This is a genomic window from Rhodococcus sp. ACS1 (genome assembly GCF_002300155.1).
GTDB lineage: Bacteria > Actinomycetota > Actinomycetes > Mycobacteriales > Mycobacteriaceae > Rhodococcus_F > Rhodococcus_F koreensis.
The window spans coordinates 303,782-323,531 of the sequence record NZ_NSDZ01000002.1; the positions used below are offsets into that span (position 1 = coordinate 303,782).

At 67.7% G+C, this 19,750-nt stretch carries 19 protein-coding genes; 11 read left to right on the top strand and 8 right to left on the bottom strand.

The features are described from left to right. Positions 1–51 precede the first annotated feature (51 nt). The gene (gene pth / locus CJ179_RS08690; protein WP_087560038.1) at positions 52–624 is read left to right on the top strand and encodes an aminoacyl-tRNA hydrolase; all 573 of its coding nucleotides are present in this window, start codon (positions 52–54) and stop codon (positions 622–624) included. Positions 625–690: 66 nt separating this feature from the next. On the opposite strand, the gene CJ179_RS08695 is transcribed toward pth, so the two are convergent. Further along, complete coding sequence (locus CJ179_RS08695) at positions 691–2,322, bottom strand: fatty acyl-AMP ligase (protein WP_095861202.1); 1,632 nt, start codon at positions 2,320–2,322, stop codon at positions 691–693. A gap of 226 nt (positions 2,323–2,548) precedes the next feature. Here CJ179_RS08695 and CJ179_RS08700 point away from each other — a divergent pair, with 226 nt between their 5' ends. Next, a complete protein-coding gene (locus CJ179_RS08700; RefSeq protein WP_095861203.1) occupies positions 2,549–4,252 on the top strand; it encodes a peptide chain release factor 3 in 1,704 nt (567 codons plus the stop codon). A 55-nt stretch (positions 4,253–4,307) separates the two neighbouring features. On the opposite strand, the gene CJ179_RS08705 is transcribed toward CJ179_RS08700, so the two are convergent. Together CJ179_RS08705 and CJ179_RS08710 are read right to left on the bottom strand one after the other, a co-directional pair. Continuing rightward, entirely contained in the window at positions 4,308–5,213 is a 906-nt protein-coding gene (locus CJ179_RS08705; protein ID WP_095861204.1) for a 5-dehydro-4-deoxyglucarate dehydratase, read from the bottom strand. Between the two features lie 54 nt (positions 5,214–5,267). After that, a complete protein-coding gene (locus CJ179_RS08710; RefSeq protein WP_072941216.1) occupies positions 5,268–6,347 on the bottom strand; it encodes an ABC transporter ATP-binding protein in 1,080 nt (359 codons plus the stop codon). A 185-nt stretch (positions 6,348–6,532) separates the two neighbouring features. Between CJ179_RS08710 and CJ179_RS08715 the strand changes: the two genes are divergently transcribed. Then, positions 6,533–7,357: an NAD(P)-dependent oxidoreductase gene (locus CJ179_RS08715; protein ID WP_072941063.1), complete on the top strand. Its 825-nt coding sequence runs from the start codon at positions 6,533–6,535 to the stop codon at positions 7,355–7,357. A 40-nt stretch (positions 7,358–7,397) separates the two neighbouring features. Here CJ179_RS08715 and CJ179_RS08720 read toward each other — a convergent pair whose 3' ends face one another. Continuing rightward, the gene (locus tag CJ179_RS08720) at positions 7,398–8,579 is read right to left on the bottom strand and encodes a hypothetical protein (RefSeq protein WP_095861205.1); all 1,182 of its coding nucleotides are present in this window, start codon (positions 8,577–8,579) and stop codon (positions 7,398–7,400) included. A 57-nt stretch (positions 8,580–8,636) separates the two neighbouring features. Between CJ179_RS08720 and CJ179_RS08725 the strand changes: the two genes are divergently transcribed. From CJ179_RS08725 to CJ179_RS08755, 7 genes are all read left to right on the top strand, one after another. Further along, the gene (locus CJ179_RS08725; protein WP_072941067.1) at positions 8,637–9,722 is read left to right on the top strand and encodes a hypothetical protein; all 1,086 of its coding nucleotides are present in this window, start codon (positions 8,637–8,639) and stop codon (positions 9,720–9,722) included. A gap of 267 nt (positions 9,723–9,989) precedes the next feature. Then, complete coding sequence (locus CJ179_RS08730) at positions 9,990–10,949, top strand: carbohydrate ABC transporter permease (RefSeq protein WP_072941069.1); 960 nt, start codon at positions 9,990–9,992, stop codon at positions 10,947–10,949. A gap of 5 nt (positions 10,950–10,954) precedes the next feature. Beyond that, positions 10,955–11,836 carry a carbohydrate ABC transporter permease gene (locus tag CJ179_RS08735; RefSeq protein ID WP_072941071.1) on the top strand — a complete coding sequence of 294 codons (882 nt, stop codon included), beginning with the start codon at positions 10,955–10,957 and terminating at the stop codon, positions 11,834–11,836. Positions 11,837–11,862: 26 nt separating this feature from the next. Further along, on the top strand, positions 11,863–13,185 hold the full coding sequence (locus tag CJ179_RS08740) for a sugar ABC transporter substrate-binding protein (protein ID WP_072941074.1): 1,323 nt from the start codon (positions 11,863–11,865) through the stop codon (positions 13,183–13,185). Positions 13,186–13,212: 27 nt separating this feature from the next. Then, positions 13,213–14,373 carry an enolase C-terminal domain-like protein gene (locus tag CJ179_RS08745; RefSeq protein ID WP_072941077.1) on the top strand — a complete coding sequence of 387 codons (1,161 nt, stop codon included), beginning with the start codon at positions 13,213–13,215 and terminating at the stop codon, positions 14,371–14,373. Between the two features lie 72 nt (positions 14,374–14,445). Continuing rightward, positions 14,446–15,243, top strand: coding sequence for an IclR family transcriptional regulator (locus tag CJ179_RS08750; RefSeq protein WP_072941079.1), 798 nt, complete (start codon positions 14,446–14,448; stop codon positions 15,241–15,243). Between the two features lie 155 nt (positions 15,244–15,398). Further along, positions 15,399–15,902 (top strand): hypothetical protein, encoded by a 504-nt coding sequence (locus CJ179_RS08755; protein WP_072941081.1) that lies wholly within the window; start codon positions 15,399–15,401, stop codon positions 15,900–15,902. 19 nt (positions 15,903–15,921) lie between these two features. On the opposite strand, the gene CJ179_RS08760 is transcribed toward CJ179_RS08755, so the two are convergent. The 4 genes from CJ179_RS08760 to CJ179_RS08775 all read right to left on the bottom strand — a co-directional run bounded on the left by CJ179_RS08760 (position 15,922) and on the right by CJ179_RS08775 (position 18,516). Next, the gene (locus tag CJ179_RS08760) at positions 15,922–16,599 is read right to left on the bottom strand and encodes a pyridoxal 5'-phosphate synthase (RefSeq protein ID WP_095861430.1); all 678 of its coding nucleotides are present in this window, start codon (positions 16,597–16,599) and stop codon (positions 15,922–15,924) included. 38 nt (positions 16,600–16,637) lie between these two features. Continuing rightward, entirely contained in the window at positions 16,638–17,057 is a 420-nt protein-coding gene (locus tag CJ179_RS08765) for a glyoxalase/bleomycin resistance/extradiol dioxygenase family protein (protein ID WP_174705485.1), read from the bottom strand. Positions 17,058–17,097: 40 nt separating this feature from the next. After that, positions 17,098–17,574, bottom strand: a complete 477-nt coding sequence (locus tag CJ179_RS08770) for a nuclear transport factor 2 family protein (RefSeq protein WP_015889488.1) — start codon at positions 17,572–17,574, stop codon at positions 17,098–17,100. Between the two features lie 381 nt (positions 17,575–17,955). Then, entirely contained in the window at positions 17,956–18,516 is a 561-nt protein-coding gene (locus tag CJ179_RS08775) for a PadR family transcriptional regulator (protein ID WP_095861206.1), read from the bottom strand. Between the two features lie 52 nt (positions 18,517–18,568). Between CJ179_RS08775 and CJ179_RS08780 the strand changes: the two genes are divergently transcribed. Further along, on the top strand, positions 18,569–19,747 hold the full coding sequence (locus CJ179_RS08780; RefSeq protein WP_095861207.1) for an NAD(P)/FAD-dependent oxidoreductase: 1,179 nt from the start codon (positions 18,569–18,571) through the stop codon (positions 19,745–19,747). The last annotated feature ends 3 nt before the right edge of the window (positions 19,748–19,750 follow it).

The window sequence follows — 19,750 nt, forward strand, 5'->3', positions numbered from 1 at the left end:
ACGCGCCGTTGTCGTCTGACACGACCCCTCACGCACGGAAGGACCCTGTCGGTGAGTGAAGACACCGCCCTGGTGGTGGGTCTGGGCAATCCCGGACCGCAGTACGAGAAGACCCGGCACAACGTCGGCTTCATGGTGGCCGGCGTGCTGTCCGCGCGCATGGGTGGCAAGTTCAGCGCGCACAAGAAGAGCGGCGCCGAAATCGTCCAGGGACGGCTCGAAGGCCGTCCGACGATCCTCGCCAAGCCGCGGTCGTTCATGAACCTGTCCGGTTCCGCTGTCGCCGGGCTGGCCCGGTTCTTCTCCGTCGACCCGGGCAACATCGTCGTCATCCACGACGAACTCGACCTCGACTTCGGGACCATCCGCCTCAAGCAGGGCGGCGGCGAGGGTGGGCACAACGGACTGCGGTCCATCTCGCAGTCGCTCGGCACCAAGGACTATCTGCGCACCCGCGTCGGGATCGGCCGCCCCCCCGGACGGATGGATCCGGCGTCGTACGTGCTGAAGCCGTTCTCGTCGGTGGAACGCAAGGAACTAGACCTCGTCTGCGAGGAATCCGCCGACGCCGTCGAACTGGTCCTGCGCGTGGGGCTCGAGGCCGCGCAGAACCGCCTGCATTAGGCGCTTCGCGCCCGTGCGCCAATCTGGTTGTCCCAGCTACCAAAAAGGCGCACGGGCGCGGAGCGCCTACCCCACCAGGTACGCGGACGTGGCGCGGCGGAGTTTGCCCGACGACGTCTTGGGGATGCTGCCGGGACCGAGGACGGCGACGGTGCGGGGTCGCACACCGACCTCGGAGAACACGGCGTGCACGACCTCGTGCTCGATGCGCTTGACCGTCTCGGGGTCCTGGTAGTCGTTGGTCTCGACCGCGACGGCGAAGCTTTCCCGCTTCTGCCCGGCGTCGAGGCGGACGGCCACCGCATTGCCGGGACGCACTCCGGCGACGGTGCCCGCGGCCCGTTCGATGTCGGTCGGGTAGATGTTGCGGCCGCCCATGATGATGACGTCCTTGACGCGACCGCACACGACGACGAGGCCCTCTTCGGTGAAGTAGCCGACGTCGCCGGTGTTCAGCCAGCCGTCCGCGTCCTGCGCGGGCTTGTGCCCGTCGAGGGTGATGTACCCGGGGGTGACCGCCTTTCCGCGGACCTCGATGATGCCGACACCGCGGGTCGGGAGCAGTTCCCCCTCGCTGTCGACGACGCGTCCCTCGAGGTTCGGCACCATCTTCCCGAGGGTGGCGAGGGCGCGCGCGTTCGGCTTGTTCGACGGGACGGCACGCTGCATCGCCTCGAGGAGATCCGGGTCCACACGGTCGAGGACCTGGCCCTGGTCCGGATCCGGGATGGAAACCGCGAGGGTGGTCTCGGCCATGCCGTAGACGGGGGCGAGTGCGGACGGGTTCAGCCCGAACCGGGCGCCGGCCTCGGCGAGCTTGTTCATCGTTTCGGGGTCGACGGGTTCGGCGCCGTTCCACATGTATCGGACGGTGCTGAGGTCGACGGTGCCGTCTTCCGCCTGCTTGAGGCGGCGGGCGAGCAGCGAGTACGCGAAGTTGGGGGCGGCCGTGACGGTGCCCTTGTACTTGCCCATCAGTTCCGCCCACAGCAGCGGCGTGCGGAGGAAGTCCATCGGGGTGATGCTCACGACCTCCGCACCGACCTGCATCGGCACGCTGAGGAACCCGACCATGCCCATGTCGTGGAACAGCGGCAGCCAGCTGATCATCACGTCGTCCTCGATGGAGAACTTGATGCGGTCGATCATGGCGTAGGCGTTGGTGTAGAAGTTCTCGTGCGTGATCTGCACGGCCTTGGGCGAACCGGTGGAACCCGACGTGAGTTGCTGCAGGGCGATGTCGCTCTCGAACGTCTCGACCGGGTCGATGGGCGTGCCCTCGTTCAGCTCGGCCACCGTCACGACGGTGATGCCGCGTTCCTCGAGCAGCGGCTTGGCGGCGTCGAACGGCGCACCGAGGATGACGGCCTTGGCCTCGATCATGGTGATGACGGTTTCGGTGTCCTTGGCCCACACGGCCAGGTCGGTTCGCGGGGTCGGCTGATGCAGCATGGTGACGGACGCGCCGCGCATCCAGGTGCCCTGGCAGGAGGGTGCGATGTCGACGGGCTGACCGGCGAGGATGCCGATGGCGTCGCCGTGGCCGATGCCTGTCTCGGCCAGCGCGCCCGCCATGCGGCGCGCCGCCTTGTGGATCTCGCCCCACGGCTGTCGCAGTGGCGCGTCGGGCTCACCCGTGTTGAGACCACGGGTGCTGCTCGCCGCGGTCGCGTACATCTCGTCGGTGAACTTGCTCACTGTCTTCCTCCTGCACATACGGGTGTCCGAACGCAGAAACGGTGAACTCCGGAGCGCCCCGACGACTCACCCATATAAATCCCCCACCGGCCTCCGATCGTTACTTCTCCCTGGATGTGCGCCCATGGATGTGACTGTGCTGCGAGTGGGTCCTCGGCACCCGAGTAACCTGGTATGCGGCCACACGGCCTTCCTGCACGCATTCCGTCCCCCGAGAGGTTCTTCGTTGACTACCCCGTCCGACTCGGCCGACACCATTCCAGCCGAGGCGGCGCCTGCCGCCGCGTCCGGCTCATCGGAGGGGAAATCCGAGAAGGGTGTCCGGGCCGAGGCGTCGCGTCGCCGCACGTTCGCCGTGATCTCGCATCCCGACGCCGGTAAGTCGACGCTGACGGAGGCGCTCGCGCTGCACGCGAAGGTCATCTCCGAGGCGGGCGCCGTCCACGGCAAAGCGGGCCGCAAGTCGACGGTGTCCGACTGGATGGAGATGGAGAAGGCCCGCGGCATCTCGGTCAGCTCCACCGCCCTGCAGTTCAACTACCGCTCCACCGAGGCGTCGGCGGACGAACCCGTCGACAACGTGATCAACCTGGTGGACACCCCCGGCCACTCCGACTTCTCCGAGGACACGTACCGCGTCCTGACCGCGGTCGACGCCGCCGTCATGCTGATCGACGCCGCGAAGGGTCTCGAACCGCAGACGCTGAAGCTGTTCCAGGTGTGCCGTCACCGCGGAATCCCGGTGATCACCGTCATCAACAAGTGGGACCGGCCCGGCCAGACGCCGCTGGAGCTTCTCGACGAGATCCAGGAACGCATCGGGCTCACCCCCACTCCCCTGTATTGGCCCGTCGGGATCGCCGGCGATTTCCGGGGCCTGCTCCGCCGCGGCGAGGACGGTGCCCCGCGGGAGTACATCCGGTTCACGCGCACCGCCGGCGGCGCGAAGATCGCCCCCGAAGAGGTCATGGACGCCGACGCCGCCCTCGCGAAGGAGGGCTCCGAGTGGGAGACCGCCGCGGAGGAGAGCGAGTTGCTGTCGGCCACCGGTCAGGACCACGACCAGGAGCTGTTCCTCGGCGGTCAGACGTCGCCGGTGATCTTCGCGTCGGCGATGCTCAACTTCGGTGTCCGCCAGATCCTCGACACGCTCGTCGAGCTGGCGCCGCCGCCGCGCGCCCGGGAGGACGTCGACGGCACCCCCCGCGACGTCGCCGACCCGTTCAGCGCAGTCGTCTTCAAGGTCCAGGCCGGCATGGACACCGCGCACCGCGACCGGCTGGCGTTCATGCGCATCGTGTCGGGGGTGTTCGAGCGCGGCATGGTGGTCACCCACGCCCAGACCGGTAAGCCGTTCACGACGAAGTACGCCCAGACCGTCTTCGGCCGTGAGCGTTCGACCGTCGAATCGGCGTACCCCGGCGACGTGGTGGGACTCGTCAACGCCACCGCACTCGCCCCCGGCCATACCCTGTTCTTCGAGAAGAAGGTGGAGTACCCGCCGATCCCGTCGTTCGCGCCGGAGCACTTCTCCATCCTGCGGGCCGAGAGCGCGGGCAAGTACAAGCAGTTCCGGCGGGCCGTGGATCAGCTCGATTCCGAAGGTGTCGTGCAGATCCTCCGCAACGACCTCCGCGGCGACGCCTCGCCCGTCATGGCCGCCGTCGGCCCCATGCAGTTCGAGGTGGTCGCGGCGCGGATGAAGGCCGAGTTCAACGTCGAGGCCCGGATGGAACCGCTGGGCTACGCGTTGGCGCGGCGCACCGACGCCGAGTCGGCCGACGAGCTGAACCGTCAGCGCGGTGTCGAGGTGTTCACCCGCTCGGACGGGGTGATGCTGGCCCTCGTCAGCGACAAGTGGCGGTTGCAGTACATCCAGAAGGAGCTGCCCGACCTCACGCTCGAGCCCCTCGTGGCCGCCGCCGACTAGTGCAGACGCTCTTCGGTCATCGGCGGGTCCTCCGACCCACCGATGACCGAAGACGCTACTGCGCCAGCACCTTCCGGCCCGCTGCCAGAATCTGCTCCAATGCGTACCGGTGCTCGGCACTGGCGTCGACGAGCGGCGCCCGCACCGAACCGGCGTCGAGGCCGGTGAACGTCACGCCCGCCTTCACGAGTGCGACCGCGTATCCGGGAGTGGTGTCACGGAGCCGGACCAGCGGATGGAAGAACTCGCGGTTGAGCGAGTCGACCAGTTCGGTGTCGTCCTCCTCGAGTGCCCGGTAGTAGGCGAGCGACACGTCCGGGGCGAAGGCGAACGTCGCCGACGAGTAGAGGGTGACGCCGATGCTCCGGTAGGCCTGCTGCGAGACCTCGGCCGTCGGGAGGCCGTTGAAGAATTGAAACTCTTTGTTGCCGAGAGAATCCCGCAGCGTGCGCACGATTCGCGACGTCAGGTCGAGGTCGCCGACGCCGTCCTTGAACCCGACGACCTTCGGCAGTCGCGCGACCGCGAGAGCGCTCTGCTCGGTGAACTGGCCGTTCGCGCGGTGGTACACGATGACCGGGAGGTCGCTCGACTCCGACACCTGCCTGACGTACTCCACGAGGCCGTCGGCCGGCGCTCCGACGAGGTAGGGCGGCAGAAGCAGGATGCCGTCGGCGCCCGCGTCCGCGGCGGCGGCCACGAACTCTTTCGCGACGGGCAGCGGCCCTCCGGCGCCGGCGAAGACGGGGACCCGGCCGCCGGTGACCGCGACCACCGTTTCCACGACGGTCCGGAACTCGGCCGCGGACAGTGCGTGGAATTCGCCGGTGCCGCACGCGGCGAACACTCCGCCCGGTCCGGCCGCGACACCGGATTCGATGTGCTGTGCCAGTGCGGGCAGATCGACGTCGCCGTTGTCGTCGAACGGGGTGACAGGAAAGAAGAGAACTCCGTCGAGCATGGTCTTACTCCTTGATCGATGTGGTCGGGTGCCCGTCGGAGAACCGGGTCGCCGCTAGTCGACGAGCCGTTCACCGCTGACGGTGGAGAACAGATGTGTGCGCTCGGCCGCGTACGACAGCGTGATCACCTCTCCGCGCTTGGGCGGGATGCGACCGTCGGCGCGAACGACGATGGGCTGCCTGCGACCGTGAATGTCCGCCTGGCCGTATACATATGCGTCGGCGCCGAGTTCCTCGACGACGTCGATGGTGACGTCGAGCCCGCTGCCCGTGGTGATCGCGAGATCCTCGGGACGCACACCGAGCGTGACCGAGTGCTCCCCGATCCCGGCAATCGCGGCACGCGGAACGGGGACCACGGAGCCGCCGAAGCTGACACCTCCGTCGACGAGGGGAAGTTCGAGCAGGTTCATCGCGGGCGAGCCGATGAACCCGGCGACGAACACGTTGTTCGGGTGCTCGTACATGCGGCGGGGAGTGTCGCACTGCTGGAGAACTCCGTCTTTCAGGACGGCGACGCGGTCACCCATCGTCATGGCCTCGACCTGATCGTGCGTCACGTAGACGGTGGTGGTGGCGAGCCGGCGCTGCAGCGCCGAGATCTGTGCGCGGGTCTGCACGCGGAGCTTGGCGTCGAGGTTGGACAGCGGCTCGTCCATCAGGAACACCTGCGGTTTGCGAACGATGGCGCGCCCCATGGCCACTCGCTGCCGCTGGCCACCGGAGAGGGCCTTGGGCTTGCGGTCGAGGAATTTGGTGAGGTCGAGGATCCTGGCGGCGTCCTGGACGCGCCGCTTGATCTCCGCCTTGTCCTCGCCGGCGATCCGGAGACCGAAGCCCATGTTCTCCCCCACCGTCATGTGGGGGTAGAGGGCGTAGTTCTGGAAGACCATGGCGATGTCACGGTCCTTCGGCTGGAACTCGGTGACGTCGTTGCCGCCGATCGCGATCGTGCCCTTGTCCACGTCTTCGAGTCCGGCGAGCATGCGCAGGGACGTCGACTTCCCGCAGCCGGACGGTCCGACGAGGACGAGGAATTCGCCGTCGTCGATGTGGAGGTCCAGGTGGTCGACCGCGGCCTTGTCGCCGCCGGGGAACAACTTGGTGACGCCGTGGAATGCGACTGTTGCCATGATGGTGGGAGGTCCCTTCACCGGCAGGAACGTGCCGGACGATCCGAGTGGGAGTGTGAAGTAGACGCCGATCCCCATATGTTGTTCACATACGTGAATCTATGCCAAGGTAGTGACTTCGTTTCGAAGTATGTACTACCGTGATGTGCATTACAAGACTTACTCCCAGAGAGGTACGAGAAGACATGACCGACACCGCCTCGCGTCTGCTGATCACCGGCGCCGCAGGAAACATGGGCAAGATGCTGCGGCCGTTGCTCCGCAAGCCCGGCCGCACCCTCCGCCTGTTCGACATCGCCGACATCACCGACATCGACCCCGAACACGAGGAGTACGTACAGGGTTCGGTCACCGACCGCGCCGCCGTGGCCGCCGCGGTCGACGGTGTCGACGCCGTGCTCCACCTGGGCGGACTCAGCACCGAGGACTCGTGGGAGAACATTCTGTCCGTCAACGTCGACGGCACCCAGGCGGTGTTCGAGGCCGCCGTCGCGCACGGCGTGACGCGCGTGATCGCAGCGTCGAGCAACCACGCCGTGGGCTTCTGGACGCACGCGGAGGCCGGCGGTGACCCGCTGCCCGGCGACGTTCCGCCGCGCCCGGACGGGTTCTACGGCTGGAGCAAGGCAGCGGTCGAGGCACTGGGCCGGCTCTACCACGACCGTTTCGGCATCGACGTCGTCAACCTGCGCATCGGCTCGAGCTTCGACCGCCCGCCCAACTACCGCGGGCTCGCGTCCTGGATGTCGCCGGCCGACACCGCTCGCCTGATCGAGGCCGCACTATCAGACTCCGCCAAGGGATTTCACACCGTGTGGGGCATCTCGCGGAACACGCGCAGCTGGTGGTCCGCAGCGGAGGGCGCCGCCATCGGGTACGAACCCCGGGACGACGCGGAGGTGTTCGCGGACGAGTTCCTCGCCGACCACGAGTGGTCCTTCGACGACCCGATCCTCCAGCGGGTCGGCGGAGCGTTCTGCGACCACCCGCTCGGACAGCGGATGCGGTGACATCCCGAGGTGGGCGCCGTGGGCGCCCACCTCGACTGCGTCAGACCGAGAAGTCGCGGATGATACGGCCCAACGCGGCGAGCTGCACCGCGTTGACCAACCCGAGGTGATACAGGTGCAGCTCGTTGGCGCCGGCCGCGACCGTGGCTGCGACGTGGCCGCTCACGTCGTCCAGGTTCTTCGGCGGCAACACCGACACGTAGGCCCCGACGTCGACGGCATCACCGACGAGCGCCCGGGTCTGCGTGGTGACGGCGACGGTCTCCGCGGTTCCCGGCCAGGCCGAGACGAGCACGGCGTCGACGTCTTCCGCAGCGGCGGACGTCAGCGCCGGCGAAGGCCCGGTCTTCCAGGGGTTCGGATGACCGTGCAGCGTGACGCGGGCCGACGGAATCTCGGCCCGCACGGCGCCGAGCACCGCACCCCGGAGGGCATCGGCCTGCGCATGGCGCACGGACAGCACCGCCTCGGCCTCCGCCTCGTCGAGGACATCGGTGATCGCGGCGTCCGGGGCGAGGGTGCCCGTGGTCAGCGCATCCACGCCGGCACGCAGTTTGGCCGTCAGCTTGTCCGGATCGACGCCCCGATCCGCCCACAGTGCCCGTTCCCGTTCGGTGCAGCTGATCGACATCAGCGTGTCGCCGATTCCCGGATAGGCGCCATCGGTCTTCTCGTGCGGGCCGACGTGCGCGATACCCAGCTGTCCGCACGCTTCGATCGACACACCGTGGAGGGCGACGCCGTGCACCGCCTCCGCCGCGAGGGTTCGGGCGTACCGGACGATGTCCGGGTGCCCGGGCGCGAGCGCGTAGGGGTAGCGGTCCCCGAAGCAGTTGACGACGGTGGCGCCCGGATGCGCATGCCCCAGAACGGTGCTGTGGGACAGCACGATCCATGCGTTCACCTCGATGCCGGCGTCGATCAGGATTCGAGCCGCATCCGCGAACGCATCCTCGGAACCGGCCCAGGTCGCCACCCTGGCCGTGACGGTGTGGCCGTCCCACGCGGCGGTCCGGATGGGGCGGTACAGCGCAGCGTGGTGGGCGTCGACCACCTTGTGGGCCGGATGCAGGGGCGTTGCGGCGCGGGTCGAGTGGTAGCTGGCGGCGAGCGAGATCTCGGCGACCCCGAGGGCGCGCGCACGGTCGACGAAGTGCGGATCACCGAGCACGTCCCACGGATAGGCGTGCGCGACGATGCGATCGACGGTTCTTTCGGACATGTGAAAACCCCTCGGCAGTTCGACAACAGGATTCGGTAGACAAGACGGAGTTCACACATGGGAACACACCTTTCGCCCCACTGTCCACGATCGACCCCCGCCGATCGACGCCGCGACGCCGTTCGCGACGCCCTCGGCGTGCCCGGCGAACAGGCGGCGGCCACCCCCGACGTGCGGTACGGCAGGTCGTGGACCCGAGACGGCGTCGCCGGTCGCGAACTCACGTGGGCGGCCGGTGACGACGGTCCGGACACCGCGGCCTGGCTCCTGCGCCCCGACCGGCACGCCGAGACCGCCGCACGTCCCGCGGTCCTGCTGATGCACGCCCACGACGGCGTCAAGTTCTACGGCAAGGAGAAGGTGGCCGATGGCCCCGACGGCGTCACACCGGCCGTCGCCGAACTCCGGACACGGGGGTACGACGGCCTGGCCGTCGCAACGGGGCTGGTGCAGGCGGGTTTCGTCGTACTCGTGCACGACGCCTTCCCCTGGGGCAGCAGGCGCGTGCCCTGGCCGGAACTGCCGGACCGCGCCAGGTCGGCGGGTTTCACCGCATGCCCACCCGGGCTCGACACCCCCGAGGTTCGCCTGCGCCGATACGAGGCGGCGGCCCGCGAGCACGAGAACGGCCTCGCCAAGGCAGCGACCCTGACCGGCACCTCGCTCGCCGCCAAGGTCGTCGCCGAGGACCTGCGGGCGCTGAACGTTCTCCTCGCGACCGACGGCGTGGATCCGAACAGGGTGGCCGCGGCGGGATTCTCGGGCGGCGGGGCTCGCGTCGCACACCTGCTGGCGTGTTCGACGCGCCTGCGAGCAGGGGTGATCACCGCGATGATGAGCACTTTTGCCGACGTCGCAGACGGCAGGGCAGACGACACGACGTGGCTGATGATCACTCCAGGCCTGCCGGCGGTCTGCGACTGGCCGGAGGTCGCCGCATGCGCTGCGCCGCGGCCGCTGCTGGTTCAGTTCGCGCGGGACGATTCGCACTTCGGCCCGCAGGGGATGCGGGACTCCGAGAGCCTGCTGCGACGCGCGTACGTCGGATCCGACGCGCTGACCACGCAGTGGTTCGCGGGCGGGCACCGGTTTTCGGCCGACATGCAGGCCGGGGCCGCCGACTGGATCCGGTGCAACGTCTAGCCGATCACGCTTGACAGGACCTTGTGACTGCCGTCATAGTGAGTTCGACAATTCACATAGAGAACGTGAGTTCACATACATGAACGATAGGACGCACCGCCACCGGAGGCCCGAGCACATCGGGCTCACCGGGAAGGCCGGAGGCCGCAGTCGTTCCCCATCTCCTTCCCCGCTGACGCGCCACCCTCGGTGATCTCGCGTCAGCAGCAATAGCCACAATCCCCTGACCCGCCGGCGCGACCGGCACCGAACCTCGGAGCGTGCACCATGGTCACCACCACCTCCCCCAGGCCAGGAGGGCGGACCGCGGCGGCGGCGCCGGCCTCTCCCGGTCGCATTCGCCGCAGACCCGCCTGGCGCAGAGCCGCCGCCCCCTACATCCTGATCGCGCCGGTGGTCCTCCTGCTGGCGGTCTTCATCTTCTACCCGGTCGGCAGCGTCTTCTACTACAGCCTGCAGTACTACAATCCGACGACGCCGTGGGACAACGGTTTCGCCGGCCTCGACAACTTCCGGCTGATGTTCGCCGACTCCCTCTTCTGGACCAGCCTGGTCACCACCGCGAAATGGGTGGGATTTCAGGTCGTGTTCCAGCTGATCCTCGGCCTCGGGCTGGCCCTGCTGGTCAACGAGGTGTTCCGGGGCCGCGGCCTGGCCCGCGCCCTGGTGTTCTCCCCCTGGGCGGTCTCCGGCGTCCTCACCACCGGCATCTGGCTGCTGATCTACAACCCGTCCACGGGCCTGTTCAAACTTCTCGGGAACATGGGCATCGGAGACGGCACCGCCGCTCCCATCGCCGATCCGGACACCGCGTTCTGGGCGACGGGCGTCGCGGAACTGTGGCGCGGTGTTCCGTTCTTCGCCATTCTCATCCTGGCCGAGCTGCAGAGCGCCCCCAAGGACCTGTACGAGGCGGCCAACGTGGACGGCGCCAACCGCTGGCAGCGGTTCCGCTTCGTCACCCTCCCGCACCTGAAGGCCGTCATCATCTTGTCGACGCTGCTGCGCGGTGTGTGGGAGTTCAACAACGTCGATCTGCTCTACACCCTCACGGCGGGCGGCCCCGCCGACGTCACCACGACGCTCCCGCTGTACGTCTCACAGCTCGCGACCACCGCCCAGGACTTCGGATACGGCTCGGCACTCACCACGGTCGCATTCGTGATCCTGCTGTTCTGCTCGATCCTCTACTTGCGCCTGAGCAAGTTCAACAGTGAGAAGGTCTGACCGCCGTGACCACCACCACCGATCGCCCCACCGTTGCGCTGCCCGAGCCGGACACCACCGGGAAGCTGCGGGTGCGCACGAAGAAGCCGCGCCTGTTCAGCGTCGGACTGCCGCTCGCCCTGTACCTGCTGTTCACACTCGTGCCGTTCTACTGGATGATCGTGTTCGCGTTCCGGCCCGCCGGATCGAACTCGATGCTCCCCTGGCCCATCACGTTCGAGCACTTCGACACCGTGTGGAACACCCTCGGCTTCAGCTTCTTCTTCAAGAACAGCCTCATCGTTGCCGCATTGTCGCTCGTCCTGACCACCTTCGTCGCGCTGGCCACCGGATACGCGTTGGCCCGCTTCAAGTTCCGCGCCAAGATCCCGTTGGTGATGGCCCTGCTCTGCAGCCAGTTCGTCCCCGGCGCCATGCTGCTCATCCCGCTGTTCCAGGTGTTCCGCGAGATGAACCTCGTCAACAACCTGACGGGACTCATCGTCGCCGACACCGTGTTCCAGCTTCCGCTGGCCGCCATGCTCATGGCAGGTTTCATCGCGCAGATCCCGGTCGAACTCGAGGAAGCCGCGATGGTCGACGGCTGCTCACGCCTGCGCGCGTTCCGCATCATCATGCTGCCGCTGCTACGCCCCGGCCTGATCGCCGTCGGATCGTTCGCCTTCATCGGCAGCTGGAACAACTTCCTGTTCGGCCTGATGTTCATCAGCAGCCAGGAGAAGTTCACGCTGCCGGTCGGCCTCAGCTACACCATCGGCTCCTACAACGTCGACTTCGGAGTTCTCGCCGCGGGCGGTCTCATCGCCGCGGTGCCGGTGGTCGCCGTCTTCGCCGTCATCCAGAAATACCTCGTCCAGGGCCTGAGCGCCGGCGCAGTCAAGGGCTGATCATGACTTTCGAAAAGAGGATCCACATGAACCGGCGAACGCTCCTGCGCTCCACCCTGGTCGGGGCGGCGGCCACGCTCGTGCTCGCCTCCTGCAGTTCCGAGACCTCGCTGCCCGACGGCGCCCTCGGCGATCCGAACAACGCCCAGCTCACGTTCTGGGACAACAACGCCGGACCGGACCGCACTCCGCTGTACGAGGAGCTGATCCGCCGGTTCGAGGCGGCGAATCCCGGCATCGACATCCAATACGTGGGCCTTCCGTCGGACAGCGCCCAGCAGAAGTACCAGACCGCGCTCGCCGGCGGCTCGGCACCGGATCTCGGCATCGTCTCCACCGCCTACCTCGCCCCGCTCGTCGCCCAGGACGCGGTCATCTCACTCGACGACTTCATGGCGGCGTCACCGCAGCGCGACGAGTACGACGCCGGAATTCTCGAGTCGGCACGCGAATCCGGTGGTGGCGAGCATCTGTTCGGTCTCCCGTACACCAGCAACAACGCCACCCTCTGGTATCGCGCCGACTGGTTCGCCGAGGCCGGGATCGAACCGCCGGACACCTACGACGAGTTCTTCGAGGCCGCGAAGGATCTGACCGACAAGGACGACGGCCGTTACGGATTCACCATTCGCGGCGGCGCCGGATCGATCTACCCACTGCTGCAGTACATGTTCGCCAGCACCGGAATCGAGAGCTTCTTCGAGGACGGCGAGTCGACGCTGAACCGTCCCGAGATGGTCGACGCCATCGAACGCTTCGCAGCGCTCTACGACGTCGCCACCCCGACCGCCGACGTCAACAACGGCTTCCCGCAGATGGTCGCGAGCTTCGGCGGCGGATCCGTGGCGATGATGCAGCACAACCTCGGCTCGCTGAGCAACCACCAGAAGGCGCTCGGCGACAAGGCCGGCGCCGTGGCCCTGCCGCGTAACGAGGACGGAAAGCGCACCGTCATGACCGACCCGTTCCCGTCGTACACCGTGTTCAAGAGCAGCAAGCACCAGGCCGCGGCGTGGAAGTTCCTCGAGTTCATGACGTCCCAGGAATCGCAGGCGTACTGGAACGAGCGGGTCGGGCAGATCCCGGTCAACAAGGCCGCCCGCTCCGCGCCGGAATTCGCGAGCATGCCGTCGGTGCAGGCCGCGCTCGCGGCACTGGACGACCCGAAAACCGTGCTGGTGACGCCGCCGGACTACCTGCCGGACTTCGGCAAGATCGTTCAGGTGCAGATGCTCGGCCAGTGGCAGAAGGTGCTCATCGGGCAGCTCAGTGCGCAGGATTTCGCCGACGACTTCGCCGAGAAACTCGACCGCTCCATGGCCAAGTACGTCGCCCGCCAGGGCAAATAAGACATTTCGAAGAGGAAGCGAATCATCATGTCCAGCGTGATCACAGAAGTCGCCGTGCAGGTTTTCAAGACGGAGGCACGGACCTCGGTCGACTCGTACGGTCATCGCCATCCCGGCCCGTCCGTGCCGACGACCGGGGCGCTGCTGCGGATCACCGACTCCGACGGCGTCAGCGGGTACGTCCTGGGCAAGCCGAACTACCTTCGTCAGGACCAGGTGGAGCAGCATTTCCGGCCCGTCCTCATCGGTTCCGACCCGCTGGCACGGGAGGCGGCGGACAAGAAGTGGGCGATCCGGCAGCGCACGCGGGCGGTCGAGCTTCCCGAACACACCTGCAGCTACCTGGACCAGGCGCTGTGGGACCTCGCGGGCAACAAGTTCGACACACCCGTGTGGAAACTGCTCGGCGGCGCGCGCACCGAGGTCAAGGCGTATGCCAGCACCATGTGCGGTGACGACATCGACGGCGGCCTCGCCACCCCGGAGGACTACGCGAACTTCGCCGTCGAGCTGAAAAGGCGTGGCTACCAGGGCATCAAACTGCACACCTGGATGCCGCCGCTGCCGGGCGCCCCCAGCCTGAGCCGGGACATCGACGCGTGCGCCGCGGTCCGCGACGCCGTCGGCGAGGACTTCTCGCTGATGCTCGACGGGTACCACTGGTACTCACGCACCGACGCCCTGAGACTCGGGCGCGAACTGGACCGGCTGAAGTTCGATTGGTTCGAGGAGCCGATGGACGAGTTCTCGCTGCGCTCGTACAAGTGGCTCGCCGACCAGATCGACACCCCGGTGATCGGACCCGAGACCACACCGGGCAGGCACCGGTCCCGTGCCGACTGGATCGCGAACGACGCGTGCGACATCCTGCGCGTCGGCGCCATGAACGGCGGTGGCATCACCCCGGCCCTGAAGACGATGCACATGGCCGAGGGCTTCGGCCTCGACTGCGAGATCCACGGCAACGGCGCCCCCAATCTCGCGCTCGTCGGCGCCGCCAACAACGTCCAGTGGTACGAGCGCGGTCTTCTGCACCCGCACGTCGACTACGACTGGGTGCCGCCGCACCTGAAGTCCATCGTCGACCCCGTCGACGAGAACGGCATGGTGGCGATGCCACAGCGGCCGGGTCTCGGCGAGGACATCGATCTCGAGTACATCGCGGCCAACCTCGTCGCGGAGTACTGAGTGCGACCCCTCGCCGGTACCGGGCACGGGTCAGTAGGTGATATCGCGTTCAGAATGAGAGATAGTGTCTTCATGGTGACAGAAGACACGCGTGGGGCGGCCCCGGAATCCCAGCCGGTCAAATCCGCCGAACGCACCATCCACATCCTCGAGACGCTCGCCGCGTCGCCGACCCGCATGAGCCTCGGCGAGCTGCAGGAAGCATGCAAATATCCGCGCTCGAGTCTGCACGCCCTCCTGCGCACGCTCAAGGATCTGCGGTGGATCGAGGCGGACGAGTCCGGTTCCCGCTACGGCATCGGCACCCACGCGCTGCTCACCGGCACGTCGTATCTCGACAAGGATTCGGTCGTGTCGAGGGCGGCGGCGGTGCTCGAGGCGCTCCGGTCGGAAGTCAGCCACACCGTGCACTTCGCGCGACGCGACGAGGAAAGCGTCATCTACCTCGCCAGCCGCGGATCGAAGGTCGAGGTTCGGCGGATGCACCGCGTCGGCCGCAAACTGCCGTGCCACGTCACCGCACTCGGGCAGGCCCTTCTCGCCGAACTCACCACCGGCGAGGTACGGGAGTTGCTTCCCGCGAAACTCGAGCGGTTCACCGACAACACCATCGTCGACCTCGACGACCTCGTCACCGAACTCGGCGAGGTCCGCAACCGGGGGTGGGCCCTCGAACGGGAACAGGGCACGGTCGGCGTGGTGTGCATCGCCACCGTGGTGCCCTACCGGATCCCCGCCACCGACGCCCTCAGTGTGTCCATGCCCGCCGAGGTCGCGTCGTACCCGGGTGAGCTGGAGCGGATCGCCGGCGTGCTGACGAGGCACGCGTCGGCATGGGCCAGGGAATTGCGGACGGAGGGGGTCCGCTGACACAGCGTTGCCGAGAGTCCGGGCGGCGACGGGGCCGTGTCGTGAGCCGTCGAGGTGCGCGGCCCGCCGGACGCTGCTGGTAGCTTTCAGACCGAATCGAGCACACTGACGGGCTTTGCGCGGTACCCGTTTGGCCACGAGCAGGAAGCGAAACGATGGAGAACGGCATTTCCACGAACGGATCGGGCAGCAACGGCTCCGCGGGGAGCCCGGCGACGGGGTCCCCTTTCGCCGAACCGGGCACGGGCGGACTGACCGGCAGCAGCAACGGCAACGGCAAGTCCACGACCAGCTCCGCCGAGACGTTCACCTTCCCGCTGCCGACGCGCAGTTCGGGTTCGCACAGCACCGAGGAACCGGCCGCGGCCTCCGACACGACGGCGCCGCCCGAATCTCGTGGACGCACCGTCATGCGACGCAACGCGATGGGAGTGGCAGCCGTGCGAGTCGCGGGCCGTCTTGCACACACCGAACTGCTCGAGGAGCACCTCGCGTCGGCGAGCAGCCACTCCGCCGATCCCACCGTGGACGCCGACGAACTGCTGGCGCTGCTCGGCGAGTACCTCGTCGCGGCCGGGTTCGAACGCCCCGAGATCCACGCGAAGCTGAACGGCCAGTCGATCGTCGTCGACCTGCGTTCGCCCTCGACCGCGCGCTGACTCCTGCCGCCGGGCGCGGTCAGGGCCACAGCACCTCACGGATCCACCGGTCCGACTCCCGGCGGTACAGCCGGCGCACGTGTCTGCGTCCGGCGTCCGCCTGCCAGAATTCGACGCTGTCGGGGACGATGCACCATGCCCGCCAGGTCGCCGACACGAAGTCGGGGTCGGCCTCGAAGCGGGCCACCGCCGCCGCGACCGCGCGTTCGTATTCGGCGGGATCGTCCAGCACCTCGCTCTGCCTGCTGGCGGCCGCCACGGCGCGTGCGGTGACCGACCGTTCGCGGAAGTCGCGTGCGGACAGCGCCGGCTCCCCCTCGATCACGGTGCCACGCACCCGCACCTGCCTGCCCTGCTCGCGCCAGTAGAATGACAGTGCGGCAACGGGATTCGCGGCCAGGTCATGTCCCTTCGGTGAGCGGGTGTCCCCCGAGAACCAGAAGCCCTGCTCCGTGACGTCCTTGAGGAGCAGGAAACGTGCGTCCGGATTTCCGTCGGCGTCGACGGTCGACAGCGCAGCGGCATGCGGTTCCGGCACGCCGGCTTCTGCGGCCTGCTCGATCCAGTCGAGGAACAGCGCCGTCGGTGAGTCCGGCAGCGTGTCGACGGGCGCAGGCGTCGCGCCGCTGAGTGCGGGCAGTGCGCGGATCCATGCGCGGGTGTCCGGAAACGACGAGCGGTCGGGTGCAGTCGGCATGTTCGGCATGTGCCGACAGTAGCCGCGGCCCGGATCGTTCAGTCGGACACGGCCGGATCGGCAGGCCCCACCAGCATCCAGCGATGCCCGAATGGGTCGATGAGGGTGGCGTTGCGGTGTCCGTGACCCTCCGAGATCCAGCGTTCCACGGTGCCGCCGGCGTCGCGGGCACCCACCAGGACGGCGTCGGGGTCGTCGACGGACAACATCAGGCTCACGGACGTCGACCCGGACTCCGGCGCGGTCAGACCCATCTCGGGGAACTCCTCGGCGAGATAGATCATGCCGGTCGGCAACCGTAGTTCCGCATGACCGACCCGGCCGTCGTCCATGACGATCGGCTCACCCACCACCTGGGCGCCGAACACCTTGGAATACCACTCGATCGCCTCGACACCGCGCCGCACCGTCAGGTACGGCAGCGCGCCGGGAACGGGGACTTCGGGCAACGTCGTCACCTCCCAGTGTCCGTGATGCGTCGAGTCCCAGTGTGCCCCCTCAGGCGGACGCCGGAGGTTGCAACATCGCCCACTTGTTGGAAGTGAGCCGGAAACTCGGGAAATCGGACAGCGCCGCAACCGATTCCCAGGTGCGTTCGTACCCGGTGTGCGTGATCCGCCAGTTGCCGTCGGCGCACCGAAGGTAACGATCGTGGTAGTAGGCGGACCCGCGCAGCAGCATGCCGTCCTCGGGAATCAGCGTGGTGTCTGCGAGAAACCACACGCCGACCGCGGTGTCACCGGTGACGGTGATTTCGGGTTGGCCGCACTGATGCTCGGTGATGACGTGTGTCCCGAGGGTGTTCTCGAGGAAGGACACGAACGAGTCACGGGAGTCGAACGTGAGGTATTCGCTGTACGTCGCGGTGACGTCCGGGACCATCGTGTCGGCGAACTCCACCCACGACTTCGTGTCGAGTGCACGTGAGTAACGGTGCTTGAGCTGCTCGATCTGTTTGATCGCTTCGAGATCCATGACCCCCGCCTCCTGTGCAGCGACATGCAAACCCTGGACTGCAGATTAGTCCGAGAATCTGCAGGTTCGCGTTGGATTCCCCCGTTTTGCCCGGATCATGCATATTCAGGCCGTGATCCGGGACACGAAAAGGTTACGAAATGACTGCATGGCCTGCGCTCCAGCACACACTCCACCCTACCTTAGGCCAGCCTCACCTGATAGTGATGCGATCCTCCGGGCATGCCCGGAGCCGTGACGCTCGAATCCCATTGCTGCACAGCGTTTTCAGTGAACGTTGCCGCCGCGGGCCGCACGGGGCGAGCCGCCCGCACCGAACGTCGGACACGATTGCTGTGACCCCGAATCTACAGATACCTCGGCCCGCGCTAGCGTGACGCGCTACCAGCGCAGGTCGCCGCCCGCGACGTCGTCGGCCAGCGACCGGACGTAGTCGAGTTCGGCGGCCACCACCGCCCGGCGGTACTCGTCCTCGACGAGGAACAGTCGCGGAAGAACCGCCCCGGACTCGGCGAGGCCGGCATCGAGCCCGGCCAGTTGCCGTTCGAGCGAGGCGATCCGCGAACGCAGGGCGCCGAGCGCGTCGCCGGCGTCGAGACTCGGCAGGAATGCCAGCGCGGCAGGGAATTCCGGGAATTCGCGCGCCGGTTCCGCAACCATCTCGCGCAGCCAGCGCGTCAGCGTCGTCGCACCCGGTGCGGTGAGCCGGTACGTCGTGCGCTCGGGTCGATTCTCGGCCCGTTCCGTCGCCTCGACCTCGATCAATCCGTCGCGCAGCAGGCGCTCGATCGTCTGGTACACGCTGTTGCGCTGAGCGACGTTGACGACCTCGTCCTTGTGTCGCTCCTTGATCAGTTGCTGCATGCGGTAGGCGTGCATCGGCTCTTCCGACAGCATCGACAACACGGCCATCGCCAGCACGGATCTACGCGGTGAGGACATTTGCCGAGCATATCGGTCGACCGTAATTAGTCATTTTATGTATAGTCTTTATATGACTAAACAGGTTGTGATCATCGGAGGAGGCATCGCCGGCCCGGTCACGGCGATGGCCATGCAGAAGGCCGGACTCGATCCCGTGGTGTACGAAGCGCGCGGTCACGGCGCCGACGGTGTCGGCGCGTTCCTGACCCTGGCCACCAACGGCCTGGAGGCACTGCACCTGCTGGACCTCGATCACCAGGTCACCGCGCTCGGAATGGGCACCCGCAGGATGCGAATCGTCAGCGGAACCGGGAAACGCCTGGCCGAGTTCGACAACGGTGGACTCACCTCCTTCGGCACGCCGTCTCGGACGCTGCGCCGCGCCGACCTCTACCGCACCCTGCGCGACGAAGCACTCCGGCGCGGCATCCGCATCGAGTACGGCAAACAACTCCGGGACGCCCGCCAGGGCGACGATCGGGTGCACGCCGATTTCGCGGACGGCACGTCCGCGGACGGCGATCTGCTGGTGGGCGCCGACGGGCTGTGGTCGCGCACCCGGTCCCACCTCGACCCGCAGGCGCCCACACCCCGATACCTCAGCCTCCTCAACACCGGAGGATTCGCGACCGGCCTCGCCCTGGACGGTGAACCCGGCGCGGCCCATTTCGTCTTCGGCAAGCGGTGCTTCTTCGGCTATCTGATCCATCCGGACGGCGACGTCTGGTGGTTCGCCAATCCCGGGCGCCGCACGGAACCGTCGGCAGGCGAACTCGCCTCGATCACGCCGGAGCAGCAGCGCGCCGAACTGACCGAGTTGTTCTCGCGCGACGCCGGGCCCGCGCTGCAGATCGTCGAGGCCACCGAGCACATCATCGGCAGCTGGAGCACCTACGACCTTCCGACCGTGCCGACGTGGCGCAACGAGCGGATGGTGATCATCGGGGACGCGGCGCACGCCACGTCACCGTCGTCCGGGCAGGGCGCCTCCATGGCGATCGAGGACGCCGTCGTGCTCGCGCGATGCCTGCGCGAGTACCGGGACACCGCCGTCGCCCTGGCCGCGTACGAGACCGCACGGCGCGCCCGGGTCGAGCGAATCGGCGCCCAGGGCAAGCGAAACGGCAGCGGCAAGGCACCCGGTCCGGTCGGGCGCGCGATCCGCGACCTCACCCTGCCGACGGTCATGCGGATGATCGGCCGCCGCGACAGCCTGCGCTGGATGTACGACTACCGACTCGAGTGGTGACCG